This is a genomic window from Bacillus sp. FSL W8-0770, assembly GCF_038008705.1.
Classification (GTDB): Bacteria; Bacillota; Bacilli; order Bacillales; family Bacillaceae_G; genus Bacillus_A; species Bacillus_A cereus.
Map to the genome: position 1 here is coordinate 4,393,098 of NZ_JBBOZR010000001.1, position 25,190 is coordinate 4,418,287.

A 25,190-nucleotide genomic window follows, 5' to 3' on the forward strand; every position below is an offset into this window, starting at 1 on the left:
ATGAATGCTAGATTAGAAAATTTAATGCAATGGCTAAAAGAAAAAAACGTAGAAGCTGCGTTCTTAACTTCTACACCGAACGTCTTCTACATGACAAACTTCCACTGTGAACCACACGAAAGACTTCTTGGTATGTTTGTATTCCAAGAAAAAGAACCTATTTTAATTTGCCCTAAAATGGAAGAAGGCCAAGCACGTAACGCTGGCTGGGCACATGAAATTATCGGATTTACTGATACTGACAGACCATGGGATATGATTGCAAAAGCAATTAAAGACCGCGGCATCAATGCAAATGCAGTTGCAATTGAAAAAGAACATTTAAACGTAGAGCGCTACGAAGAATTAACGAAATTATTCCCAAATGCAGCTTTCAAATCAGCTGAGGAGAAAGTTCGCGAACTTCGTTTAATTAAAGATGAAAAAGAACTTTCTATTTTACGCGAAGCAGCTAAAATGGCGGACTATGCTGTTGAAGTTGGTGTAAATGCAATTAAAGAAAACCGCAGCGAGCTAGAAGTATTAGCAATTATTGAACACGAATTAAAAACAAAAGGCATACATAAAATGTCATTTGATACGATGGTATTAGCAGGTGCGAACTCTGCTCTTCCACACGGTATTCCTGGCGCAAACAAAATGAAACGCGGCGATTTCGTACTATTTGATTTAGGCGTAATCATTGATGGTTATTGCTCTGATATTACACGTACAGTAGCATTCGGTGAGATTTCTGAAGAGCAAACTCGCATTTACAACACTGTACTTGCTGGACAACTACAAGCAGTTGAAGCATGTAAACCGGGTGTTACACTTGGCGCAATCGACAACGCTGCTCGTTCTGTTATCGCAGATGCAGGTTACGGTGACTTCTTCCCCCACCGCCTTGGTCACGGACTTGGAATTAGCGTACACGAATATCCAGATGTAAAAGCTGGCAACGAGTCTCCATTAAAAGAAGGTATGGTCTTCACAATCGAGCCAGGTATTTACGTACCAAACGTAGGTGGCGTTCGTATTGAAGATGATATTTACATCACAAAAGACGGATCAGAAATTTTAACGAAGTTCCCGAAAGAGTTACAATTTGTAAAATAATAAAAAAGGCAGCTTGATTGCTGCCTTTTTTATTTCTCTACTATTTCAAATTTAGCACCATCTTCTCCTCATACTTATCATCCCATTTCATCACAATCTCTATTGGTTCATCTTTAGAGATAGGCGCGCAACTTACACAAGAAGACTTCATTTCAACCTTTGCTCCTCTATGAACTTCTGACGTTTGTGTCATTGTACTAAAGGCTCCATTAATAGCAATCTCTAAATTCTTAAATTCTGTATTCCCATCTCCGCCCTTATACTGAAATGTAAACATTCCATCTTCACTATCATCCTTAATATGGCCTTTATATTGTCCCGTCCAACTTTTGCTCTCGCTAGAAAAAGTAATATACGAAATGGAACAGCTTCCTAAAAAGAAAATACTAATGAAAAAGAATAATGCTCTCTTCATCATGCCCCTCCATTCAAAAGCACTTATTTATTGTCTATTTCTTCCTTTAAATATTATTAAAAAAAGAAGGCCACTCAAAAAGTGCCTTCTTCTATTTCACTAATATTTAATTGAAATTTCACGATCCAAACTGAGAAAAGGTGGACAAGAAGCGCAAACGCCATACATGCTCCGCTTAAAAAAGTTAGTATAGGATGCGAATACACGTGCCCCAATCCATAGGATATCGCCACGAAAAACATTGTTATGTAAATATAAATTGCTCCATGTATTTGCCTCATATAAACCTCCTTTTCCCATATTATAACATAAATTTTCTGATTATTCACATTAATTACTTGTAATCAATATTTCTCAACTGTTACACCTCTTACAGCAGCCTTAATATACGGTGTTCCTTGTAAAATTTGTAAACCCTCTGTTTTCCTGTTACGACTACACCGTATATTGGTAAGTCTTTTGGTTTGGTGTTTTTTATTTCTTTATCCCGCATTAACAGGCAGTAAGACCCCACATCAAAATTCAGCGGAAGCAAAGAAGTTAGGTGGGGGGCGGACTGCTCGTAAAAGCCCGATTGGTGAGGGCTGATAATCAGTGGGGGATGCCCTCACCACTGATTAAAGTTTCACTTTATAGTTTATCCTAAAATATTCTCGATATCCCTCTTTATTTTCACTTAAAGATATCCAAATACAGCTTTTATAAATTTTTCTATAATAAAAAGCACATTTATTTTGATGTGCTCTTCACATATAATTTAGTAAAATATGAATCATTTTTTGAAACAAAAACTCCCACTCATCTCTCCCCATACTATCGTTATGACTTAGTTGCCATAATAATTGAACGAGGATAAAATCCCAGCTTTTCATAAAATGATACAGCTTCATTTCCATACACTACTGTTAATTCAATTTCATCTATCTTTTTCACTTTAAACCATTCCACTGCACTATTCATTAATTTCAAACCAAATCCGTTTCTTCGGTATTTTTCATCAACAAATAAAACTTCAATCTTTCCGCTTACGCTTTTACTATACGCTATACAAAATCCTAATATATTATCTGTTTCTGACTCAATCAATAATTCAATTCTATATTCTCCGTACTTTGAGTTCTTTTTATAATTTTCAATACGTTCCTCAAATGTCATTCTGGGGTAATCGCCAGAAAAATATTTTGATTTATTATTATGATATTCATGCAATTTATTTAAGGATTCTCTTATTATCTCTATTTCATCGAGAGTGATATATTTATTACTAATTCTCATCCTATAGCATCTCCAATAATATATATTTCAGCAAAAAAATAAGACTGTTTTTTGTTCACAAAATATTACTCTATTATTCCATCGCTTCCCTCACAACATCTTGAATCATAACAACTTCCGTTTTCATATCAACAGATGGTGCTTCTTCATCAATACATTCATGCCAAAATTCCAAGTGCTTTTTATCAATTTCATGATGAGAATTTTCGACAAGAGCCCCGCCTTCTCCTTGCGCAGAATACCAATATAAGTATTCTTCTCCATCTCTTATTTCCCGGAAAATTGTCTCAACGTACATCTTTTCGTCGTTTAATGTCAAAAGGACTTCTTTCATATTGTCATTAAGAAGCTGCATCCATTCATCTACACGATGACTTTTACCTTGTTTCACTTTGAATCTCGTTAATTCCACATTCATTTTTATTCCCCCGTTTTCTTACGTACAAACAATCTATATTCTATCGGATTATGAAAACTTAATTTACTAGCTAGTTTTTGCGAAGGAATATTGTCTACATAACAATCCCAGCACGGTGTAATATCATTTTGCATGCAATGCTCAACGAACCGTGTCGCAACAGCTTGAGCTAATCCTTTCCCTTGATATGCTTTATGCGTAGCAATATCGATTTCAGCAAAACTATTCCCTCTAAATATTGAGACGCATTCAGCTATAATCATCCCACCTTGTTCTATACAAAATCCGAAACCACCGTTCAAAAATAGTTCTTTTGATCCCCAATATTCTTTATAATACTTCTCTGTAAATTCACTGCTTCGTTCTATATCACTTTTATCAATACGCTTCACTTCATATGTATTTTTATTTGCATCTTGTGTTCGCTCTTCAAAGATTTCTCTTTGGAATTTCATTCGTGGCATATTCCGAAGTACATTACTAAAACGCCCTTCAATCATCATTTCCCACTCTTCACTTGAAGCGAATAGTGTAAATCTCTTCTCTGTTTTTTCAATAGCCATTTTTAAATACATCAATAAATCTTCATTATAATTTTGATCATCCGTATGACCAAATAAATAATAGATACCGTTAACTGTACGAATTAATCCTGCTGTTAACTTCTCGTTGGCAAAAATCTCACCATCTATCATTTGGTCACATACCGCATAAGCAAATGTCGTCGTTCTTGTATTACTTTCCAAAATCGGAATGATTTTTCTATACTCGGCTACAGATAATTTTTTCATAACTGCTCCACTTTAATCGTATCAGCTTCTATATTTTCGAAACAAAGATTTACTGTTCTCTTTAATGCTCTCGTTCTATGAATCGTACACGCTGGAATTAAAATAGAATCATTCGGCTTTAAAACTGCTGTTTCTCCATCTTCAAAATCGATAAGTAATTCTCCCTCTAGCACAATGAATAATTCATCCGAATTAGAATGATAATGCCAATCATATTCGCCAGTAAATACAGCGATTCGTAAGCAATGACTATTTACATTTGAAACGACGAAGTTTTTATGTTGATCTTGAATGTCCTTTGTTAATTCTATTAAGTTCACAGTCTCCATATTCCGTCTCACCCTTTCATTAGTCGTTCTTCTGAAAAACTAACTTAGTCTCCACCACCTCCGCAATCTCCTCCACCATCACTTGAGCTGCTACAATCGTTGCTACTGTAGTCACCGAATCCACTTGATGAGCTTGAATTGGATGAAGATTTTTTGCTTCTTTTTCTATCTTTTTTACTTTCATGACTAGGCCATACTTTATCAAATAATATAAAGAATAAGATTCCTTCTACCATAACAAGCATAACGCCAAAAATACCTTCAATAACATTAGGGGTTATCCCCAAACTTTTAACCATCCCACATAAAAACACACAAAAAATCACATACAAGAACATACAAATATATCGAAATACTTTTTCTATCATAAGGACTACTTTTTTTGAAAAAGGTATGTTCTGTTCCTGTTTTCTCTTCATATACTCTTGTCTCTTAACTTGCTTTTTCTTCCTCTTTTTGCTCCCCATTGAATCCCCTCTTTTTGTTATATAATTCTAAATTATCATAATAAAAATCAATTTACACCAATAAATAACAATTATTCACATGTTATTTCTCCATAAAAAAAGACCCTCCTCATAAAGGAAGGTCTCGAATGTATTTCTATTATGATAAAGCAGGAGCTTTTTCAAGAAGCTCTTTCGCATCAGCGTATTGTAAGCCGTGCGCTTCTGCAACTGCTTCGAATGTTACATAGCCATCTAATGTGTTAATACCTTTTAGTAATGCAGTGTTGCCTAAGCAAGCATCTTTGTAACCTTTGTTAGCAATTTGTACTGCATATGGTACTGTTACGTTTGTTAATGCAAGAGTTGACGTACGTGGAACTGCACCTGGCATATTAGCAACTGCATAATGAACAACGCCATGTTTTTCGTAAGTTGGGTTATCATGAGTTGTAATACGATCAGTTGTTTCGAAAATACCACCTTGGTCAATCGCGATATCTACAACGACAGAACCTGGTTCCATTGATTGAATCATTTCTTCAGTTACAAGTTTTGGCGCTTTTGCACCTGGAATTAATACTGCACCAATAACAAGGTCAGATTCTTTAACAGCTTCTGCAATGTTATATGGATTAGACATTAATGTTTTTACTTGGTTACCGAAAATATCATCTAATTGACGAAGACGTTCTGCACTTAAGTCAATGATTGTTACATCTGCACCTAAACCTACTGCAATCTTAGCTGCGTTTGTACCAGCTTGACCACCGCCGATGATTGTTACTTTGCCGCGTTTTACCCCTGGAACGCCTGCAAGTAAAATACCTTTACCACCTTTGTTTTTCTCAAGGAATTGTGCACCGATTTGTGCAGCCATACGACCAGCTACTTCACTCATAGGTGCAAGTAATGGTAAAGAACGATTGTCTAATTGTACTGTTTCATATGCGATTGATGCAACTTTGTTATCGATTAATGCTTTCGTTAATTCTGGTTCTGGAGCTAAGTGTAAGTATGTGAATAAAATTAAACCTTCACGGAAATAGCCGTATTCACTTGCTACTGGCTCTTTTACCTTCATAACCATATCTTGATTCCATGCTTCTTCAGCAGTTTCTACAAGTTTCGCACCAGCTTGTACGTATTCTTCATCCGTAAAGCCAGATCCTAAACCTGCTCCTTTTTGAACAAAAACTTCATGACCATTTTGTACTAAATGTACTGCTCCCGCTGGCGTCATTGCCACACGGTTTTCATTGTTTTTAATTTCTGTTGGAATACCGATACGCATGATTAGTTCCCCCTTGAGTTATGAAATGACCCCTGAATCATTTTTTAAAGCGCTTTCTACGCTCTTATATTTTAACATAATATCTCAATATTTGACAAAAAAATAACACGAGTTTTCCGATAGATTTAATTTTATATTAAAGGACAGTATTATCCGCACCTCTCAGCACAATGGATAAACTGTCCAATTATTCGAAACTTCATCTTATTTTATTCTATCGATGTCTATGAATAACATCCACTGCACCAGTCACTTCAATAATTGTACCGGTAATCATATCGGAATCGTCCTCACATAAAAACGAAATGGTTCTTGCAATATCTTCACCTGTTCCAGATCTACCAATCGGTGTGTTATGCTCTTTCAGCTGACGTGCTTCTTGAATAGTTGCCTCTTTCATCTCGCCTATAATATCACCAGGACATACCATGTTCGCAGTAATACCATACTCCGCTTCTTCATAAGCAACTGTTTTCGTTAATGAAACAAGTCCTACTTTCGCTGCGGCAAAAGCTGAACGATAAATCCATCCCGGTGCACTATCCGCCCCTTGAAATCCGTAATTAATAATACGGCCAAAGTTCTGTTTTCTCATGACCGGAACGACAAGTTTTAATAAATGAAATACCGCTGTTAAATTTCCCTGAATCATTTCATTCCATTCATCTTCTTCATAATCAACTAACTTTTTTCGTTCAAATACATATGGACCAGCATTATTAATTAAAAAGTCAATTTTGCCAAAACGGCTCATCGCTTTTTCTACTATTTTATGTAAATCTTCCTTTTTCGTGACATCCGCTTGCACGAATTGTAGACGCTCTTCCACATCTTTATATGTTTCTTTCATCGTTTCCATAGCCGTGATATCGCTATGGTACGTTACTGTTACTGAATAGCCTTTAGCCAATAATTTTTCTGTTACTTGCTTTCCTAAACCTTTCGTACCGGCTGTAATGAGCGCATGTCTCACAAAACTGCCCCCTTTTAAATTGCTATACTTCATATGTAACAAGTTCTCGCTCCAATTACAACTAAAATGAATTGAAACAGAGTTTTCAAAATTCTGTAACGTTTCTGGCAAGCACGTTACCAAAATTTGTTTTATAATTAAGTTGTAAACAGTTATAAAACAGATTGGGAGGAATTTACTATGAATAATACATATACAAATATTTTAATCGCGGTGGATGGTTCTAAAGAAGCAGAAAAAGCCTTTAAAAAAGCAATTCAAGTCGCAAAGCGCAACAATGCAACATTAACAATTGCTCATATCGTTGATGTAAAAGCATACTCAGCAGTAGAAGCTTATAGCCGTGCAATTGCGGAACGTGCAAATCTATTTGCAGAAGACTTATTAGAAGACTACAAAAAAACTGCGCTTGAAGCTGGTCTTGAAAAAATTGAAACTGTATTAGAATTCGGTAATCCTAAATCAAAAATTTCAAAAGAAATCGCTCCAAACCATAAAGTAGATTTAATTATGTGTGGTGCGACTGGTTTAAATGCTGTTGAGCGTTTCCTAATTGGTAGCGTCTCTGAACATATTATTCGCTATGCGAAATGCGATGTCCTTGTTGTTCGTGGTGATGAGGAACAAGGTGAGCTTTAATTTATAGATAAAACACCAAGTCCACATAGACTTGGTGTTTTTCATTTTATAAACTTCACTATAAACACAAGACATGCTACGACAACAACGGTAATTGCCAACACATAAGGCGGAAGAAACTTCAAAGACCATAATGCCATCATAATTGTCGCGATCGTTAAGTACGTTTGCCTTGCATCTGCTGTCATTTTTTTACGAAGTAAGAAAACGTACAAATAGCCAATTGGCGGCGTAATAAAGCAAAGAACATATATGATTTTTGATTTTAAATACCACTTTTGTTCTCCGAGTTTCTTTATATCTTCTTCTATTCTCTTATGCTCTTGCTCTCTCGCTTCTTCTACAAGCGGATTTTCCTCTTCTCCTCGCTTTTCTTTCATATAAGGAAGAAAGTGCATAAAAAAATAGTATGCAAATACGAACGCACCAAATCCAATATTTAATCTTTCTAATGGAATATGTTCACTAAAAAAAGCAGCAGTAAGCACTAAAGACAAACAGTATGTCATCATCCAAAATGAATGTTTTCTCTTTTTCCGTTCCATTTCTTTTTCACCTTGTATATCTTTTCTTTTCGAAATCCATATAGAAATAAAGCAATCTACTACAAATAGAGCAAAAATAAATATCGCAACGTGTACTGTTTCTAAATCCTCAAATGAAAAGATATTTGGGAATGCAACATGTAATACAATTAGCGTGTACAAAATTAACCCTATAAAATAAATACGTCTCATTTTTCATCCCTTTCTTATTTCCTAACATTACGTTAACATACATTTTTTAGAAATAGACGGACAAAATATATATGTGTAAAAAAGGAGGATGCAACATGGATGATTCTGAACGTATTATTTTAGATGTGAATGGGAAAGAACTCGAAATGCTAGATACGATTCGTACTCATTTTAAAGAGAAACATGGCGTTGAACTAAGTAACGGTGCATTACTTAGAGATTTGATGGATATTGAGTATATTCGAATTACGGAAGATCGACATAAGTATGATTAATTTGTGGCTATAAAAAAAGAAGGTAAGCTTCTCTCCATCAAGATTAGCGTACCTTCTTCCCTATAAAATCAATCAACTTCCAACAAACTCTCCAACTAACCCCTTCGCCTTCTCCAAAGCGTTTTTGATTTGTTCAAATCCTGTTCCACCCGCACTATTACGAAGCTTTACAGCCGCATATGGTGAAAGAACTTCATACAAATCTTCTTCAAATAAAGAGCTCATTTCTTGATATGTTTCAAGCGGGACATCTAATAAATAAATTCCTTTTTGTGTGCAATGTAGCACTAACTTCCCAACAATTTCATGAGCTTGACGGAATGGTAGTCCTTTGTTTGCTAAATAGTCGGCAATTTCTGTTGCGTTGGAGAAATCTTGCGTCACAGCTTGCCCCATTTTTTCTTTGTTTACAGTCATCGTTTCAAGCATGCCCGCCATAATATGAAGGCATCCTTCTACTGTTTTTACTGTATCAAACATTCCTTCTTTATCTTCTTGCAAGTCTTTATTGTAAGCGAGCGGTAATCCTTTCATTACTGTAAGTAAACTGAATAAATTACCGTATACTCTGCCTGTTTTACCACGGATTAGTTCTGCCATATCCGGGTTTTTCTTTTGCGGCATAATGCTGCTTCCAGTTGCGTATTGATCGCTCATTTCAATAAATTGAAACTCTTGGCTACTCCATAAAATAAGTTCTTCACAAAAGCGCGATAAGTGCATCATAAGCATAGATGAGTTACTTAAGAACTCCAGTATGAAATCACGATCGCTTACTGCATCTAAACTATTTTCATATATTCCATTAAATCCAAGAAGCTCCGCACTATATTCTCGGTCAATCGGGAATGTCGTCCCAGCTAGCGCTCCTGCTCCTAATGGGGAGATATTAATACGCTTTAACGAATCTTCATAACGATTTACATCACGCTCTAACATCCAAAAGTAAGCGAGAATATGATGAGCAAATGAAATCGGCTGGGCACGTTGCAAATGCGTATAGCCAGGCATAATCGTTTCAATATTATTTTCTGCTTGATGAACAAGAACAGTTTGCAATTGCTTTGTAGCTTTTATAATATGTTCTACCTTTTCTTTTAAATACAAATGCATATCCGTTGCCACTTGATCGTTACGGCTTCGGCCTGTATGAAGTTTCCCTCCTACTTCGCCAATTTGTTCAATTAACATCTTTTCGATATTTAAATGAATATCTTCTGCTTCTACTGAAAATTGTAGCTTATTCTCTTTTGCTTCTTTCAATAAATATTGAAGACCTACCTTTATTTTCTCTGCTTCTTCTTTCGTCACGATGCTCTGCTTTGCTAGCATCGTGACGTGTGCAATACTCCCGTTTATATCTTGATTTACTAATTGTTGATCGAAGGAGATGGATGCTCCAAACTCTTCAACCCATGCTTCCGCTTCTTCTGTAAAACGTCCGCCCCAAAGTTTGCTCACGCTTCCACCTTCTTTTGATTCACTTGGCTGTATACTTTCGTCGGTAAACCAAATAATGAAATGAATCCAACTGCTGCATCATGATTAAATTCGTCCTGGGCAGTATATGTTGCTAATTTTTCATCGTATAAAGAGTACTCAGATTTACGTCCTTCTACAATCGCATGACCTTTAAATAATTTCACACGCACTGTACCTGTTACATTCTTTTGCGTTTCTTGTAAAAATGCATGAAGCGCTTGTTTTAAAGGTGAGAACCATAAACCGTTATAAATAAGTTCTGTTATTTTCTGTTCAATCACTGGTTTAAAATGTGCTACTTCTTTTACGTGTGTTAAATCTTCCAACTCTTTATGCGCAGTGATTAACGTCATTGCTGCTGGGCATTCGTATACTTCACGAGATTTAATACCGACAAGACGATTTTCTACGTGATCAATACGTCCAACGCCGTGTTTTCCAGCAAGCGCATTTAACGTTTTAATTAATTCTGCAAGTGAATATGCAGTGCCATTTAAAGTAGTCGGTACGCCTGCTTCAAATCCGATTTCTACAAACTCTGGTTTATTCGGTGTATCTTCTAACGCTAATGTCATCTCATATGCATCTTCTGGCGGCGCTGCCCATGGATCTTCTAAAATTCCACATTCGTTGCTGCGCCCCCATAAGTTTTGATCGATTGAAAACGGGCTATCTAAATTAATCGGAATTGGTACATCGTTTTCTTTTGCATATGCAATTTCTTCTTCACGTGACCATTTCCATTCACGTACAGGCGCAATCACTTCTAAGTAAGGATTTAATGCTTGGATAGAAACTTCAAAACGAACTTGGTCATTTCCTTTTCCTGTACATCCGTGTGCAACTGCAGTTGCGCCTTCTTGTTCTGCGATTTCTACTAATTTCTTTGCAATAAGCGGACGAGATAATGCAGAGACAAGAGGGTATTTTCCTTCGTATAATGTGTGTGCTTGCATCGCCATCAATGCATATTCGTTTGCAAATTCTTCTTGAACGTCAATCATATATGATTTAATTGCACCTACTGAAAGTGCCTTTTCTTTTACAAATGCTAAGTCTTTACCTTCCCCTAAGTCTAAACAAAGCGCGATAATATCATAATTCTTCTCTTGTAACCATTTAATTGCAACGGAAGTATCAAGACCTCCGGAATATGCTAATACAACTTTTTTCTTCTCCATTTTGCATCCCCCTAAAGAATAAATATTCATTTTCTTTTATAATAATTCACACTTTAACACCTTTCACAAAATGTATCAAGAGTCATTTTCAAATTTTTTCAAACAATTTCGTCGAACTTCTTTCTGTTTTTCTGTACAATATAAGCAGGAAAACGGGGGTGAACTTATGGAAAAGTATTTCTTATACGATGAACATCTAGGAATTGAAATTCCACATTTACAAGAAGACTGGGAAGAAATCCCCGAAAAAATGCAACATGCTATTTTACTAAAATGGGAACAAGTTCGCGGGAAAATTCCTGATCGTATAAAAGAACTTGAGCACTATATTAATACAAAACAACATTATTTAAATAACGAAGAAGACTTCGAAGTTTCTTGTAAACTAAATTCAGAAATTGCCGATCTTGCTTCCATCATTAATGACCTTTGGCTTTGGTATCGACTCACTCAAAATGTATCTGAGGGGAAAGCACACCAATGAAAAAAGCATGCCCCTCAATTACTTTGGGTCATGCTTTTTTTGTCGTAACATGATTTACAATATATCTCTTGTGCTGTTTTTGCCAAACACACATCAAAAGGGCCAACTAATATACTTCTTTCTTTCGGCAACTTTACAAAAGCAACAAGCTCTTCTTCATATTGAATTTTTTTCTGACATGAAATACATATTAATTCTTTTCTTTTGAACATTCCTTTTAGCATACCTTCACTCTTCCCTTCATCTATCTATATTAATATACTCTCATAATAGTTAAGACTTGTAAAAAAATGACACATTCCGAATCGAATGATTCATATACTATGTACAAAAGGAGGTCTACAGATTATGCGTGCTTTCGTTATTATCGCTTTAACTTTTTTAAGTGTGATTAGTTGGGATGCGTTTTTTAAAGATAAAAGTGATGAAAAGAATACAACGGAATAAAACCCTTTTTTTCTTACTTATTGGACAAACCGTTACAAACTGTCCAATCCTCCGAAATAACTTAGGCTTTTCTACAAAAATATTTAAACATAACATTTTTGTAGATTCCCTCCGTTTATTGTCGGTTTCCATCCGCATACATTTTTTAAAAGTATGATATAATAGTATAAATCTTGAAGGAAGGGATTTTGATATCATGATCGCTCGAAGGAGCATGTGGCATCGTATTGACGAATCATACACGTAGCGTATTTTTCAGCTCAGATACTTTAGTCTAGCGAAAAAAATACGAGAGTGGGGAAATTATGATTGCCCGAAGGATAATTTGGCAAAAAAAAGACTCTTCTTACACATAGCGTTTTGTTTAGGACTTAATTGTTACTAACTAAACAAAACAAAGAAGAGCAGGATTGCTAAATGACGAATCCTACTCCACGTTTTGTTTAGTCGTTTTAAGACTTAAACTAAAACGAAGGTAGGGAGAATTGATGGACGAGAGGATTATTCGTTATTTCTTCAGCGACATATAGCGTAGTTAGTTTTTTCGTAAACTAACTGAAAGCTACATGTGAGCTCGTAGTTAGTTTACAACACAAAAAGGACTACTAACTACGGAAAGAAGGAATAACGATGAGGAACATCCAAAGTCGGCAAATTATTAAAGAAATTTTTATGGTTTTAATCGGTTCATTTATTTTAGCAGCAGCGCTATATCACATTCACTTCCAAAACCACTTAACAGAAGGTGGCTTTGTAGGAATTGCACTATTCATTCAAAACTTTTATGATATTTCACCATCTATTTCAACTGTATTAATGGATATCCCAATTATTTTACTGTGCGCTTCATTTTTAGGTAGAAAAATGGTTGGTTATTCATTCCTAGGTTCAATTTCATTCGGAGTATTTTATTCCTTTATGGAAAATTATTCTCCATTTACGGTAGATTTATCAAATAACTTATTTATAGCTGCAGTAGTTGGCGGTGCGTTAGCTGGTATTGGACTCGGTTTTATATTGCGATTTGGCGGTGCAACCGGTGGAGACGATATTTTAACAATTGTATTAAGTAAACGAACTCGTTTTACAATTGGGCAAATTTTCTTCGTCTTTGACGCGATTGTTCTTGCGCTTTCATTATATTATTTAAATTGGACAGAAATTGCTTTTACTATTCTTTCGATTGCCGTACAGGCAAAAACATTGGATTTAATTTATTATCCAAAAACAGAAAAAACAGCAGAAAAACAGCCAGTATCTGTTCCAATGTCCAAAAAACATGCAACAAATTAAAAAAGCGAAAGGCTTCGGCCTCTCGCTTTTTTTATGCTCTTTTTTCTTTCTCGACTATATGGCGCACTTGATAAAATCTATTTGCAAATTCAGTAACGTTTCTTGTTAAACGATAATTCACTGTAGATCCAATTGCCATTCCAATTACCGGTATACCTTGGAATAATTTACGACGAAGAGCATAAATCGAAAATGTCTTCAAAATTTGTTTTAACACAACCTCAGTAGAAGCTGTTTGTAGCACTGCTTCGTCTCCTTCGTAAAAGAACGAATCTTCTTGCTCCAGCTCTTGCAATAAATTGTACCATGCATATTGCTGAAGTCTTCCTGGTAGTAATGACGCATGAAACACCTTTAACGCAAGCATCATTTCATACGGCTTGTTCACATCATGTCCAAATGATGTTGCAATAAGTTGGACTGCCTTCACATTTAACGCGATCATAACCGGAAAATCCGCCGTTAATAATAATAAACCTCCAGCACCTGTTGCCCCGCCTTGTACAAATGAATATAGACGATGACGTGCTGTTTGCTGCTCTGCTATGTATGTTAATTGATCAATAGATAATGCTTTCAAATCTTCAAGCTGTTCAATCGATTCATCAAATAATCTTGATGTTCCTAAAATCCGATTACGTGCATCTAACTGTGCTTGTGAACTTTGAATAAATGCATGCAAATGAAAGAGCCATCCATCTGCTTTCGTGAAGAATTCTTTTCGCTTTTTCTCAGGTAATTTCGCAACTGTAGTATGTAACCATTTATCAAACACTTTTTGAAAATCGGTCGCTTCTTGCTCAACTAATTGCGCTTCCCATTCTTTTATATTGTCTAAAATGGCTTGTTCTCGCTTCGATCGCATCGTAACAACCACCTCGTTCGATTTTTTTCTATTGTAACATATTTCTGCTTATTCTTTGCAAATATGCTTGTCTATCTTTATTCACATACCATTTTTGAATGGCATAAAATATTAACAAAAAGGATGAGATAAATCACATGAATCTATCCGATATAAAAAAAGAATATAATGCGGTATTCAGCTTAGGACAAAACTGCTGGCCTGCTTGGGCATTATATCAATTAGAATTATCACCATTTTTTGGCGTTATTGATTTTATGCTAAGCCCCTCATTAGAAAAAGTGAATGTATTATTACAAAATCGATTTGACCGCTTTTTAAATTTCGAAAATTTATCCTTCATCTCATTTTGGGATGATGATGCAAAATTAAGATTAAGGGACAACCTTTATGAAATTGACTCCTGTCATGACTTTAAAACAGATGTAAACACACCAACTTCTTGGCCTTCTTATACAGAAATTAAGTTAAACTATGAACATCGTATTAATCGTTTTCTAGCTACAATTGAAACGGCAGAATCCATATTATTTATTCGAACTGGAGGAACATATGAAGAAGCATGTTCCCTAGAACAAATTTTATCTCAAATCGTTACACATACATTCTCTGTCCTGTTACTAATTCCTGCCGATATACCAACTATCACCCAAGAAGATTGGGGATTACAACGTGTTTGCGTTATGAAATGTCCTATTATGGATGTATACCAATACAATGAAGCATTTTGGAAAGACTTATTTGATGGAATTACGATTAAACCACATTCTTAAATACATGACACCTTTACTACAAAACATATTATAATCTTCCTTATACAAAAAAATAAGGAGTGATTGTATATGTATCCACGTGCAAAGGCTTTTGGCATTGCTATACATCACGGGCGTCTTCTCGTACAAGAATATCATTCAGCCGATGAAACATTTTACCGACCTCTTGGTGGTTCAATTGAACTTGGTGAACAATCAGCACATACCGTTATTCGTGAATTTAGGGAAGAGCTTCATACAGAAGTGGAAATCACCAATTATTTAGGTTGTTTAGAAAATGTCTTTCATCTAGATGGAGACATTGTTCATGAAATCATTCAACTATATTCTTTGCGTTTATTAGACACGTCACTATATGAAATGAAAATATTAAATATACAAGATGAGGAAACAGTAGCGTATGCAAAATGGATTCCTATTACGGCATTCATTCAGAAAGAAAAAATATTATATCCGGATGGAGTTTTAAAATACATCCAAAAGAAAAAAGACGAAATCCTATAGGATCTCGTCTTTCTTTTCATATATTAACCAATATCTCCAAGACGTAGTACGTCACGAGCAATCATAACTTCTTCGTCAGTTGGAATTACGATAATTTTTACTGGAGAGTGTGGGAAGCTGATGAATGCTTCTTCACCGAATACGTTATTACGTTTTGCATCAAAGTATACGCCCATGTACTCAAGGCCTTCTAATACGCGCTCACGAATAATCGCACTGTTTTCACCTACACCAGCTGTGAAGATGATTGCGTCTACACCTTTCATACGAGCAGTGTAAGAACCGATGTATTTGTGGATACGGCTTACGAATACATCAAGTGCTACTTTCGCACGGTGGTCGCCTTCTTCTTCTTTCGCAATGATGTCACGTAGGTCACTAGAGTAACCAGTAAGACCTAACATACCACTCTTCTTGTTTAATACGTTAACTACTTCTTCTACTGTTTGGCCTGTTTTTTCCATGATGTATGGAATTAACGCAGGGTCAAGGTTACCAGAACGTGTACCCATTGTTACACCAGCAAGTGGAGTGAAGCCCATAGAAGTATCAATAGATTTACCGCCTTCTACTGCTGCGATACTTGCACCGTTACCTAAGTGACAAGAAAGTAAGCTTAAGCTTTCAATTGGACGACCTAATAATTCAGCCGCACGCTCAGTTACATATTTATGAGAAGTTCCGTGGAAACCGTATTTACGGATGCCGAATTTTTCATAGTACTCATATGGTAGGCTGTATAGGAATGCAGATTCCGGCATTGTTTGGTGGAATGCTGTATCGAATACTGCTACTGCTGGTACGTTTGGTAATACTTCTTGGAATGCTTTAATACCAACAACGTTTGCTGGGTTATGAAGTGGTGCTAAATCGCTTAATTCTTCGATATCAGCTAATACTTCATCAGTAATTAAAACAGAGTCAGCAAATTTTTCGCCGCCGTGAACAACACGGTGACCGATACCGCCAATCTCATCTAGAGATTTAACGATTCCGTTTTCAGTTAATTTTTTTAGAAGCATATTAACTGCTACTGCGTGATCTGGAATGTTTGTAATTTCTTTTTGTTTTTCGCCATCTACAGTAATAGTGAAGATACTATCTTCTAAACCGATACGTTCTACTAAACCTTTTGTTAATACTGTTTCACTTGGCATTTCAAATAATTGGAATTTTAAGGAAGAGCTTCCTGCGTTAATCGCGATGATTTTTGACATCTAGTCTTTCGCCCCTTTTTCTCTTGGTAGTTGTGTGGATGTTTCCACAAACCGCTCGATTTTATCTGATCAAATTCACTAAATATGAAAACGTTTCATCATTAGCAAATTTTATACTCACGATTTTAATTTAAACATCGTCCGACATATATTTCAAGTGAAAAAATTGTAACACCAAGAAAAAATATATATTACAGATTTCAAAAAAATTCAGTTAAATCTTGTATATATTTAAAAATATGACATATTATATAAAACTGTACTACATGAATCACTAATGCTGTTACATATACCTAGCTTTATTTATGTGTTGCAAACCAAGTATTTAATTGATCCATAATGTCTTCCATCGCCTTCATGTTAGAGAATTTAGGCAACTCCACTAATAACGCCTGTTTTGGCATTGTTACATTAGCGCCTTTCTTTTGGAGAACAAATATACTTTTTGCATTTTTCTCGTTTTTAAACATGGAAACAGGAAGCTGTAATAACCCTTGAATAAAGCATGTTTCTTTAATAAATGCATGTAATTTTGGTGCCTGGTCACTTTCAAAAATGAAGTTTGGTACTAAGAAGAATAAGTACCCGCCCTCTTTCGTATGTTTCACACTTTGTTCAATAAATAAGTGATGGGCATATGACATTCCTTCATCTGCTTTTAATTTATATTCACTTGCACCGATTTCGTTTGGATAATAACCAACTGGCAAGTCTGAAACGACTGCATCAACTGGATCGATATAAAGTGGTGCTAGTCCATCTTGATGGAAGAATTCGATTGCATGCTTTTGTAAATTTGCATTTACTAAAGCAAGTTTAATTAGCACTTCATCCACTTCTACACCAAATCCACTCATTGTTAGTCCTTCTTTTGCGCTATTAAACACTGTAGTCATTAAGTTACCTGTTCCAATTGCAGGATCTAAAACTGTAATTTCATTTTGCCCTTGCATAAATTTATGGAATAAATAACTCATAAACATACCAACTGCATCAGGTGTCATTTCATGATTCGCTTGTACGCCTTCTTTCATTCCTTTTAAGATGGCTAACTGAAATGCTTTACGAATTTCTTCACCTTTATATGTTTCTTCATTAAACGTACTATATTCACGATTCAGCCTTTCAATTGCTGATTCGGATAATTCTTCTTGTAAAATCGCTCCCTCAAACAAGTTATCACCTGTCTCTACAAGCGCCTCTAAATATGTTACATCTAATTCTTTACGTAAAACTACCGCAGAAGAATCAAAAATAGAAAATAATGTTTCTACTGTCTGACTCACGTACATTCCTCCTTCTCTCTTTTACACATAACTTATATCATACCACAAAGTGTTTTTTTCCAAAAAGAAAAAGCGACCTCCTGTAAAGAGCTCCCTTTTAAGTTATATATGATATAACGTTTTTTCTCATATATCGATGCCGTTATAGAGCAATATATGAGAAAAAACGACCTCTTTATAAGAGGTCATTTCCTTCACATTACTTCGCAGATTTAGCTGCTTCTAATGCTGCTTCATAGTTTGGATGGCTTGTACCTTCGCTTACGTACTCTGCGTAAACTACTTTGTCATTGCTATCTACTACGAATACTGCACGAGCAAGTAAACGAAGCTCTTTCATTACTAAGCCGTAAGCTTCACCGAATGAAAGGTCACGGTGGTCAGAAAGTGTTACAACATTTTCTAAACCGTTTGCTGCACACCAGCGTTTTTGAGCGAATGGTAAATCAGCGCTAATTGTTAATACTTTCGCGTTTTCAATACCTGCTGCATCTTGGTTAAAACGACGTGTTTGTGCATCACAAACACCTGTGTCGATTGAAGGTACAACACTAATTAATTTCACTTCGCCTTTGTATGTTTCTAAACTTACTGGAGATAAGTCGTTTGCTAATACTTGGAAGTTTGGCGCTTGATCGCCAACTTTAACTTCTGTTCCAACTAAAGTCATTGGATTACCTTTAAAAGTTACGTTTGCCACTTGAAAATCCTCCCTTATTTAAACAAAATATGTACAATGTAAATGATAGTTTGTCCCTATCGATAATGCAAATAAAATCGCTTTATTTACAAAAAAATTAAAGAAGCTAACCTATTGATTAGCTTCTTTATTCGTTAAATTTGAAATTCTGGATCATCTTCTTTTCGTTTATCCATCATTTCTTTCACTTTATCAACAGCTTGTGGAGCTAATTCAATTATTTTATCGATGACGTGTGTTTGTTTATCTAAGTGCAATACTTTCACACCATCTCCATTTATAACAAGAAAGGCAACAGGATTAATAGAAACTCCTCCACCACTTCCCCCGCCAAATGGATGGCGGCCTGAATGTTCTACTTTACCAAATTCACTTCCACCAGCAGCAAATCCAAAACTTACTTTTGAAACAGTAAGAATTACACTTCCATCTGCCGCTTTAATTGGGTCACCAACAATGGTATTTACATCAGTCATTTGTTTTAAATGCTGCATTGCGGTTGTCATTAAACCTTGAATTGGATGGTCCATTCTATATCCCCCCTATGCTTGAACAGATTTTTCTGTCATACCAGATCTTTGCTTCCTCATAAATATGAGCAATTTCACCGCTGTTTTTATAGTGCGGAATATCCGAAAAGATGCTGTTAACTCACATCTTGACGCAAATCCTTTCCCTTGAAAAACAGGAGTAATTTCAAATTCTGGTACATCGACAATATGCATATATTGTCCGACAACTCCAGCAGCCATACCTTTTGTCCCCCATGCATATCCAGTGACAATTCCAGTACTAGCTGCGTCGCCTGCTCCAATTTGTGTATGCCATTTCCAACCATTGATTTTCACTCGTTTGAGAAAATCTTTAACAATAGTATGAACTTCTTGAAGCTTTTTTATCAGTTCACCAATGCTGTCAAGTTGCGCCATAATTTTATTATCGAGTCCGCCGTCCTCTTCAGCTTTTTCGATTTTCTGTCCTGTCTTTTTCTGCTGTTTTTCAATTCTTTCCAACACATCAAATGTATATCGAATCATCCATATTTTCACTTGAAGCAAACATTGCTTTTCCATTTCTGAATATAAAAATGTCACCTTAAGCTTTATTTTCGACAATAGTATAAACAAAATAAAAAGAAGAAGAATTATTATTCCAATTACGAACCACTTCATACGTATCATCCTTTCACTCCGTACCCATTATCGACAACTTTATTCATCATTAAACAGGGTTCTATAAGATTGAATATAAAAATTTTTCTAAAAATAAAAAGGTATTTTGACAATTTATATCGAAATATATTATTTGAACATATCATCAGGGAACGGACTCTAATGATATGTAGCACGAAAAACAGAAAATTTAACTGCAGTGGAGGGATACATAATGGCAGATCGTCGCAATTTATTTTTCTTTTATGGTGATGACAAAGCAACGCTCGTTGAAAAAATGAAACCAATCTATCGTATTTTAGAAGAGAATGGATTTACCATATTAGATCATCCAAAAAATGCAAACGCTATCGTCAGTGTTGGAGATGATGCAACCTTCTTACAAGCCGTTCGTAAAACTGGTTTTAGAGAAGATTGTTTATACGCAGGGATTTCTACGAAAGATGAAATTTCTTTCTACTGCGATTTCCATATTGATCACGTTGATACAGCCCTTCAAGAAATTACAAAAAATGAAATTGAAGTGCGTAAATATCCAACAATTCAGGTAGATGTAGATGGCAGTACATCTTTCCATTGTTTAAATGAGTTCTCATTACGTTCTAGCATTATTAAAACATTTGTTGTAGATGTTCACGTTGATGATTTATATTTCGAAACTTTTAGAGGGGACGGTTTAGTAGTTTCTACCCCAACAGGAAGTACTGCTTACAATAAATCATTGCATGGTGCAGTTGTTGACCCGCTTATCCCATGTTTCCAAGTAAGCGAACTAGCATCTTTAAACAACAACACTTACCGTACGCTCGGTTCACCTTTCATTTTAAATCACGAACGTACATTAACTTTAAAACTAAGACCAGACGGTAACGATTATCCTGTTATCGGCATGGATAACGAAGCGCTTAGCATTAAACAAGTGGAAAAAGCTGTTGTACGCTTAAGCGATAAACAAATTAAAACGGTTAAATTAAAAAACAACTCTTTCTGGGAAAAAGTACAGAGAACGTTTTTATAGGATTAAAATAACCGCAGAATTATGGAATTCCATAATTCTGCGGTTATTTATTTACCCAGATTGGCGCGGACAATAATCTCTTACTATCCGGCCGTTATTCTTGTCAGTTTTTGTCGGTAAGTCGATATATTCCGATAATCGCTGATATATTTTTACGCATCTTTTCTATAGGCAACTTGGCCATCTATTACGGTCATTTCTGCTTGTACTTCTTTTATTTCTTCTGCCTCAATTTCAAACATATTGCGGTCTAATATTGTAAAGTCTGCTTCATATCCTTTTGTAATTTGCCCTCGCTTCGCTTCTTTTCCAATTGCATAGGCACTTCCTGTTGTAAATAAAGAAACAGCCTCATATACCGTTAATCTTTCCTCAGGCATATAGCATACACCGTCAATAAAACTTCTACGTGTAACAGCGCTATATATACCTAGAAACGGATTTACTTGTTCAATGGGGGCATCTGAGCCACCATTACAATGTAGCCCTGCTTCCAGTAATGTCTTCCAAGCATACGCATAACGAAGACGGCGCTCTCCTAGTTTTTCAATGACTGACGGAAAATCTGATGAAAGAAAGACTGGCTGTATATCTATAATGACTTGCAAGTTTTTCATTCTTTCAATTAACTCCTCACGAGCAAGCTGACAATGAATAATGCGGTCACGTAACCCTTTTGCTGGTGGATATAATTCGAGTGCATCAATGACATATTCAAGCGATAAATCACCGATAGTATGAATCGCAACTGGCATATGTAAATCTCGTGCTGTCTTCACTAATTCTGCAAGTTCTTCACGTGAGAAAATCGCAACCCCATTCGTTTCCTTCGCATCTTCATACGGTTCACTTAATAATGCTGTTCTTCCGCCAAAAGAACCGTCAGAAAAAATTTTCATTGCCCCAAATTCAATATAATGTTCATTTTCATATTCTTTTCGTTCATGTGCTACTTCATGGTAAACGAGCAAATGGGCTTTAAATGGCATTTCTTTTATAACGTGAGAAAACGCATTATATGTTTTTCTAAAACCACCATAATAATTTAAATCTTCCGTATGCCCGCCAACAAGTCCGTATTTCCAGCAATCTTTAATCGCTGTTTGCAGAGCTCTTTGTAAATAAGCTTCATCAATTTCTGGCTGAACATGTTTAATTAATTCTTGCCCTTGTTCATATAAAAGTCCTGTTAACTTATTTGATGAATCTCTGCCAATTTTCCCGCCTTTTGGATCTTCTGTCGCTTCTGTTATATTCGCTTCTTGCAGTATGTATGAATTTACCCATGTAACGTGACGACAAACTCTCTTTAATAAAATAGGATGGTCTTTCGAAATTTCATCTAAATCACGCGCGTGAACATCTTTCGTATCTGTAAAGTTATTTTCATTCCATCCTTCTCCAATAATCCAGGAGCCCTTTGGAGCTTCTTCCACTCGCTTCTGAACAAGAGTCAGTACTTCGCTATAAGATGTACAATTTGATAAATCTAGACGGAGTAATCTCTCTCCATGCCCAATAAGATGCATATGGCTATCAACGAGACCTGGGATCATTGTTTTTCCTTTTAGGTCATGTAACTTTACGTTTGAATATCTGCTTTCTAATTCTCCCTTATTACCAGCATCAACAATTATGCCGTTTTCAACGTAAACAGCGTCCACTTTTTCATTTTCTTCTCTCATTGTGTAAATGGTGCCGCCATACCAAATTTCTCCCATATATCCCATCTCCTTTATTTTTTATTGTATAAAAAAAAGCACCATTTCAAAACATGGTGCTTTTCTAAAAATTACTTTTGTTCAGTAGTAGACGTTGTAACTTGCCATTCAATATTAAATTTATCTTTTACTTGTCCGTATGCTGGGCTCCAGAATGTTTCTTGAAGTGGCATGATAACTTCTCCACCTTCTTGTAACTTATCGAATACTTCTTTTGCTTTTTCTGCATTACTAATTTGAATTGCGATTGTTACTTGAGATCCGATTGCATGTCCTTGACCTGGGAATGTATCAGAAATCATAAGATCCGTATTACCAACTTTTAAAGTAGCGTGTAAAACACGCTCTTTCGCTTCAGCTGGAATCGGGTATTCTGGATTTTCAGGCATGTCACCAAAAGTTTGCATGACTTCTACTTTTGCATCTAAAGCCTCTTTATAAAACTGTACAGCTTCTTGCCCACTACCATCTAAAACTAAGTACGGATTAATACCTAAAATCATACGGACACCTCTTTTTTAAGTTTATAAAATCGAACTTGTGTTCGTTTTTATATTATCATTGTTTTGCATTTCATTCAACTATTTACTTCACTGTTTTCAAAATTATTTTGACGGAATCTCCATCTCTTGTTTTCTAAGTTCAATACGGCGAATTTTTCCAGAAATCGTTTTTGGTAGTTCATCTACAAATTCAATTTTGCGAGGGTATTTATATGGTGCAGTGAGTTCTTTGACGTGTTGTTGGAGTGTTGGAATTAATGTTTCTTCGTTCTTTTCTATATTCTCTCTTAATACGATAAATGCCTTCACGACACTTCCACGAATTTCATCAGGACTTGCGACAACTGCACATTCTCTTACGTAAGGATGTTTTACAAGTGCATCCTCTACTTCAAACGGCCCGATTGTATAACCAGAGCTAATAATGATATCATCACCGCGCCCTTCAAACCAGAAGTAGCCGTCTTCATCTTTCTTCGCTTTATCACCTGTAATATAATAATCACCGCGGAATTGCATCGCTGTACGTTCATCATCTTTGTAATATTGTTTAAAGAGGGCCGGCGTTTCAATGTGAACTGCAATATCACCAACTTCACCTACTTTAACCGGAGTACCTTCCTCATTTACGATATCGACGTGGTTACCTGGCGTTGGTTTCCCCATTGATCCTGGTCTAATATCCATCCCTTTCATTACACCAACAAGTAATGTATTTTCCGTTTGCCCATAGCCGTCTCTTACTGTAATATGAAAGTGCTTTTGGAACGTTCCAATGACTTCTCTATTTAACGGCTCACCTGCGGATACAGCGCTATGTAACGCCTCTAAATTGTACTGGCTTAAATCTTCTACCTTTGCCATTAATCTATACTCAGTCGGTGTACAACAAAGTACATTCACCTTATTATCGTCTAATAAGTTCAGGTACGTTTTCGGTTCAAACTTACCGTGATATACAAATCCTGTTGCCCCTGATCCTAGCGTTGCTAAAAACGGGCTCCAAATCCACTTTTGCCAGCCTGGACTAGCTGTTGCCCATACAATATCATTCTCTTCAATTCCGAGCCAATTTGGAGCGCTCGTACGTAAATGAGCGTATGCCCACGCATGTGTATGAACGACACCTTTTGGATTTCCTGTCGTTCCTGACGTGTAAGATAAAAAGACCATATCTTCTTTATCTGTCTTCGCCATTTCTAACCTGTCACTCTCTGTTTCTAACGCTGTTTTTAAATTAATCCATCCATCTACTGACTGCTCGCTCAGGACAAATTTTCGAAGAGATTCCATCGCTTCTATATCATCAAACTGCCTAATATACGGCTCATAGCTTACTATCGCTTTTACTTCTCCATGTCCAATTCGATATTCTATATCTTTTTTACGTAACATTTCCGAGCTTGGAATTACGACAAATCCTGCTTTAATAGCAGCAATATACGTCATGTACGCTTCAATTAAACGCGGCATCATAATAAGAAGCTTGTCCCCTTTTTGCAAACCACTTTTTATAAAAGCGTTTCCAATTTTATTCGCACCTTGCATTAATTCAGCGTATGTAACTTCCCTTCGATTCCCTTTATCATCTTGCCAAATTAAAGCTAATTTCCCTTTATCACCCGTATATTTCTCTATTTCAGAAACTAAATTATAAGACGGTGGCGCCAACAATTCTTCTCGCTTCATAAAATATCCTCCCTTTTCTTTATGCCTCCTTTATATAATAAAGAATTTTCTGTTAATTTTGAACCCTCTTCTTTTGACAAATTTTTCAGTTCTGTCGAATTACTAAATGAAATTACATCAACTTACCGACAAATGGCAACACAAAAAAGAAAGAGCGGGAGAACC

Annotated in this window: 30 protein-coding genes and 1 pseudogene; 8 read left to right on the top strand and 23 right to left on the bottom strand. The window is 35.9% G+C overall.

All coding sequences use genetic code 11. The features are described from left to right. Positions 1 to 1,098: a Xaa-Pro dipeptidase gene (gene pepQ / locus NST27_RS22580; protein ID WP_000994032.1), complete on the top strand. Its 1,098-nt coding sequence runs from the start codon at positions 1 to 3 to the stop codon at positions 1,096 to 1,098. Between the two features lie 40 nt (positions 1,099 to 1,138). On the opposite strand, the gene NST27_RS22585 is transcribed toward pepQ, so the two are convergent. The 10 genes and pseudogenes from NST27_RS22585 to NST27_RS22630 all read right to left on the bottom strand — a co-directional run bounded on the left by NST27_RS22585 (position 1,139) and on the right by NST27_RS22630 (position 7,072). Next, on the bottom strand, positions 1,139 to 1,513 hold the full coding sequence (locus tag NST27_RS22585) for a hypothetical protein (RefSeq protein WP_047386949.1): 375 nt from the start codon (positions 1,511 to 1,513) through the stop codon (positions 1,139 to 1,141). A gap of 74 nt (positions 1,514 to 1,587) precedes the next feature. Then, positions 1,588 to 1,794 carry a hypothetical protein gene (locus tag NST27_RS22590; RefSeq protein ID WP_001248905.1) on the bottom strand — a complete coding sequence of 69 codons (207 nt, stop codon included), beginning with the start codon at positions 1,792 to 1,794 and terminating at the stop codon, positions 1,588 to 1,590. A gap of 63 nt (positions 1,795 to 1,857) precedes the next feature. After that, a pseudogene (locus tag NST27_RS22595) lies at positions 1,858 to 1,997 on the bottom strand (anti sigma factor C-terminal domain-containing protein); the annotation flags it as partial. Positions 1,998 to 2,332: 335 nt separating this feature from the next. Beyond that, the gene (locus tag NST27_RS22600; RefSeq protein WP_001222923.1) at positions 2,333 to 2,788 is read right to left on the bottom strand and encodes a GNAT family N-acetyltransferase; all 456 of its coding nucleotides are present in this window, start codon (positions 2,786 to 2,788) and stop codon (positions 2,333 to 2,335) included. Between the two features lie 73 nt (positions 2,789 to 2,861). Continuing rightward, complete coding sequence (locus tag NST27_RS22605; protein ID WP_001100227.1) at positions 2,862 to 3,206, bottom strand: DUF6176 family protein; 345 nt, start codon at positions 3,204 to 3,206, stop codon at positions 2,862 to 2,864. Positions 3,207 to 3,208: 2 nt separating this feature from the next. Beyond that, the gene (locus NST27_RS22610) at positions 3,209 to 3,997 is read right to left on the bottom strand and encodes a GNAT family N-acetyltransferase (RefSeq protein ID WP_000736726.1); all 789 of its coding nucleotides are present in this window, start codon (positions 3,995 to 3,997) and stop codon (positions 3,209 to 3,211) included. Continuing rightward, positions 3,994 to 4,326: a cupin domain-containing protein gene (locus NST27_RS22615; RefSeq protein ID WP_000450941.1), complete on the bottom strand. Its 333-nt coding sequence runs from the start codon at positions 4,324 to 4,326 to the stop codon at positions 3,994 to 3,996. The genes NST27_RS22610 and NST27_RS22615 overlap by 4 nt, the downstream gene beginning before the upstream one ends. Before the next feature lie 44 nt (positions 4,327 to 4,370). Further along, on the bottom strand, positions 4,371 to 4,793 hold the full coding sequence (locus NST27_RS22620; protein ID WP_000534946.1) for a hypothetical protein: 423 nt from the start codon (positions 4,791 to 4,793) through the stop codon (positions 4,371 to 4,373). A gap of 139 nt (positions 4,794 to 4,932) precedes the next feature. After that, entirely contained in the window at positions 4,933 to 6,066 is a 1,134-nt protein-coding gene (gene ald, locus NST27_RS22625) for an alanine dehydrogenase (protein WP_001219398.1), read from the bottom strand. 214 nt (positions 6,067 to 6,280) lie between these two features. After that, the gene (locus tag NST27_RS22630) at positions 6,281 to 7,072 is read right to left on the bottom strand and encodes an SDR family oxidoreductase (protein ID WP_002005829.1); all 792 of its coding nucleotides are present in this window, start codon (positions 7,070 to 7,072) and stop codon (positions 6,281 to 6,283) included. A 147-nt stretch (positions 7,073 to 7,219) separates the two neighbouring features. Between NST27_RS22630 and NST27_RS22635 the strand changes: the two genes are divergently transcribed. Then, positions 7,220 to 7,678, top strand: a complete 459-nt coding sequence (locus tag NST27_RS22635) for a universal stress protein (protein ID WP_001066673.1) — start codon at positions 7,220 to 7,222, stop codon at positions 7,676 to 7,678. A 41-nt stretch (positions 7,679 to 7,719) separates the two neighbouring features. Here NST27_RS22635 and NST27_RS22640 read toward each other — a convergent pair whose 3' ends face one another. Further along, positions 7,720 to 8,415: a hypothetical protein gene (locus NST27_RS22640; protein WP_001252886.1), complete on the bottom strand. Its 696-nt coding sequence runs from the start codon at positions 8,413 to 8,415 to the stop codon at positions 7,720 to 7,722. Positions 8,416 to 8,510: 95 nt separating this feature from the next. On the opposite strand from NST27_RS22640, the gene NST27_RS22645 reads away from it, so the two are divergent. Next, entirely contained in the window at positions 8,511 to 8,690 is a 180-nt protein-coding gene (locus tag NST27_RS22645; RefSeq protein WP_000342765.1) for a hypothetical protein, read from the top strand. A gap of 72 nt (positions 8,691 to 8,762) precedes the next feature. Here NST27_RS22645 and argH read toward each other — a convergent pair whose 3' ends face one another. Next, on the bottom strand, positions 8,763 to 10,151 hold the full coding sequence (gene argH, locus NST27_RS22650; RefSeq protein ID WP_047386954.1) for an argininosuccinate lyase: 1,389 nt from the start codon (positions 10,149 to 10,151) through the stop codon (positions 8,763 to 8,765). Then, on the bottom strand, positions 10,148 to 11,353 hold the full coding sequence (locus tag NST27_RS22655; protein ID WP_000412315.1) for an argininosuccinate synthase: 1,206 nt from the start codon (positions 11,351 to 11,353) through the stop codon (positions 10,148 to 10,150). The genes argH and NST27_RS22655 overlap by 4 nt, the downstream gene beginning before the upstream one ends. Positions 11,354 to 11,519: 166 nt before the next feature. On the opposite strand from NST27_RS22655, the gene NST27_RS22660 reads away from it, so the two are divergent. Then, positions 11,520 to 11,837 (top strand): hypothetical protein, encoded by a 318-nt coding sequence (locus NST27_RS22660; RefSeq protein ID WP_000417218.1) that lies wholly within the window; start codon positions 11,520 to 11,522, stop codon positions 11,835 to 11,837. A 14-nt stretch (positions 11,838 to 11,851) separates the two neighbouring features. Here NST27_RS22660 and NST27_RS22665 read toward each other — a convergent pair whose 3' ends face one another. Next, positions 11,852 to 12,061 carry a hypothetical protein gene (locus NST27_RS22665; protein ID WP_000911986.1) on the bottom strand — a complete coding sequence of 70 codons (210 nt, stop codon included), beginning with the start codon at positions 12,059 to 12,061 and terminating at the stop codon, positions 11,852 to 11,854. Between the two features lie 853 nt (positions 12,062 to 12,914). Here NST27_RS22665 and NST27_RS22670 point away from each other — a divergent pair. Continuing rightward, positions 12,915 to 13,577 (top strand): YitT family protein, encoded by a 663-nt coding sequence (locus tag NST27_RS22670; RefSeq protein WP_001244515.1) that lies wholly within the window; start codon positions 12,915 to 12,917, stop codon positions 13,575 to 13,577. Between the two features lie 31 nt (positions 13,578 to 13,608). On the opposite strand, the gene NST27_RS22675 is transcribed toward NST27_RS22670, so the two are convergent. Further along, a complete protein-coding gene (locus tag NST27_RS22675; RefSeq protein WP_001256853.1) occupies positions 13,609 to 14,442 on the bottom strand; it encodes an EcsC family protein in 834 nt (277 codons plus the stop codon). Between the two features lie 137 nt (positions 14,443 to 14,579). Between NST27_RS22675 and NST27_RS22680 the strand changes: the two genes are divergently transcribed. Both NST27_RS22680 and NST27_RS22685 read left to right on the top strand, forming a co-directional pair. Continuing rightward, positions 14,580 to 15,215: a DUF1796 family putative cysteine peptidase gene (locus tag NST27_RS22680; RefSeq protein WP_001053730.1), complete on the top strand. Its 636-nt coding sequence runs from the start codon at positions 14,580 to 14,582 to the stop codon at positions 15,213 to 15,215. A 69-nt stretch (positions 15,216 to 15,284) separates the two neighbouring features. After that, positions 15,285 to 15,719 carry an NUDIX hydrolase gene (locus NST27_RS22685; protein ID WP_047386957.1) on the top strand — a complete coding sequence of 145 codons (435 nt, stop codon included), beginning with the start codon at positions 15,285 to 15,287 and terminating at the stop codon, positions 15,717 to 15,719. 23 nt (positions 15,720 to 15,742) lie between these two features. On the opposite strand, the gene ackA is transcribed toward NST27_RS22685, so the two are convergent. The 5 genes from ackA to NST27_RS22710 all read right to left on the bottom strand — a co-directional run bounded on the left by ackA (position 15,743) and on the right by NST27_RS22710 (position 20,103). Beyond that, positions 15,743 to 16,936, bottom strand: a complete 1,194-nt coding sequence (ackA, locus tag NST27_RS22690) for an acetate kinase (RefSeq protein WP_000034575.1) — start codon at positions 16,934 to 16,936, stop codon at positions 15,743 to 15,745. Positions 16,937 to 17,235: 299 nt separating this feature from the next. Further along, the gene (locus tag NST27_RS22695; protein ID WP_000084367.1) at positions 17,236 to 18,222 is read right to left on the bottom strand and encodes a class I SAM-dependent methyltransferase; all 987 of its coding nucleotides are present in this window, start codon (positions 18,220 to 18,222) and stop codon (positions 17,236 to 17,238) included. A 199-nt stretch (positions 18,223 to 18,421) separates the two neighbouring features. After that, complete coding sequence (gene tpx, locus NST27_RS22700) at positions 18,422 to 18,922, bottom strand: thiol peroxidase (protein ID WP_000024525.1); 501 nt, start codon at positions 18,920 to 18,922, stop codon at positions 18,422 to 18,424. A gap of 134 nt (positions 18,923 to 19,056) precedes the next feature. Then, positions 19,057 to 19,452, bottom strand: a complete 396-nt coding sequence (gene ytfJ, locus NST27_RS22705) for a GerW family sporulation protein (RefSeq protein ID WP_000350003.1) — start codon at positions 19,450 to 19,452, stop codon at positions 19,057 to 19,059. Positions 19,453 to 19,464: 12 nt separating this feature from the next. Next, the gene (locus tag NST27_RS22710; protein WP_002098024.1) at positions 19,465 to 20,103 is read right to left on the bottom strand and encodes a DUF2953 domain-containing protein; all 639 of its coding nucleotides are present in this window, start codon (positions 20,101 to 20,103) and stop codon (positions 19,465 to 19,467) included. Positions 20,104 to 20,308: 205 nt separating this feature from the next. On the opposite strand from NST27_RS22710, the gene NST27_RS22715 reads away from it, so the two are divergent. Further along, positions 20,309 to 21,112: an NAD kinase gene (locus NST27_RS22715; protein ID WP_000785177.1), complete on the top strand. Its 804-nt coding sequence runs from the start codon at positions 20,309 to 20,311 to the stop codon at positions 21,110 to 21,112. 152 nt (positions 21,113 to 21,264) lie between these two features. Here NST27_RS22715 and NST27_RS22720 read toward each other — a convergent pair whose 3' ends face one another. The 3 genes from NST27_RS22720 to mbcS all read right to left on the bottom strand — a co-directional run bounded on the left by NST27_RS22720 (position 21,265) and on the right by mbcS (position 25,025). Then, complete coding sequence (locus NST27_RS22720) at positions 21,265 to 22,833, bottom strand: amidohydrolase (RefSeq protein ID WP_047386960.1); 1,569 nt, start codon at positions 22,831 to 22,833, stop codon at positions 21,265 to 21,267. 71 nt (positions 22,834 to 22,904) lie between these two features. Further along, positions 22,905 to 23,336 carry a VOC family protein gene (locus tag NST27_RS22725; RefSeq protein WP_000600350.1) on the bottom strand — a complete coding sequence of 144 codons (432 nt, stop codon included), beginning with the start codon at positions 23,334 to 23,336 and terminating at the stop codon, positions 22,905 to 22,907. Between the two features lie 102 nt (positions 23,337 to 23,438). Next, a complete protein-coding gene (gene mbcS, locus NST27_RS22730; RefSeq protein ID WP_000817770.1) occupies positions 23,439 to 25,025 on the bottom strand; it encodes an acyl-CoA synthetase MbcS in 1,587 nt (528 codons plus the stop codon). Positions 25,026 to 25,190: the final 165 nt, after the last annotated feature.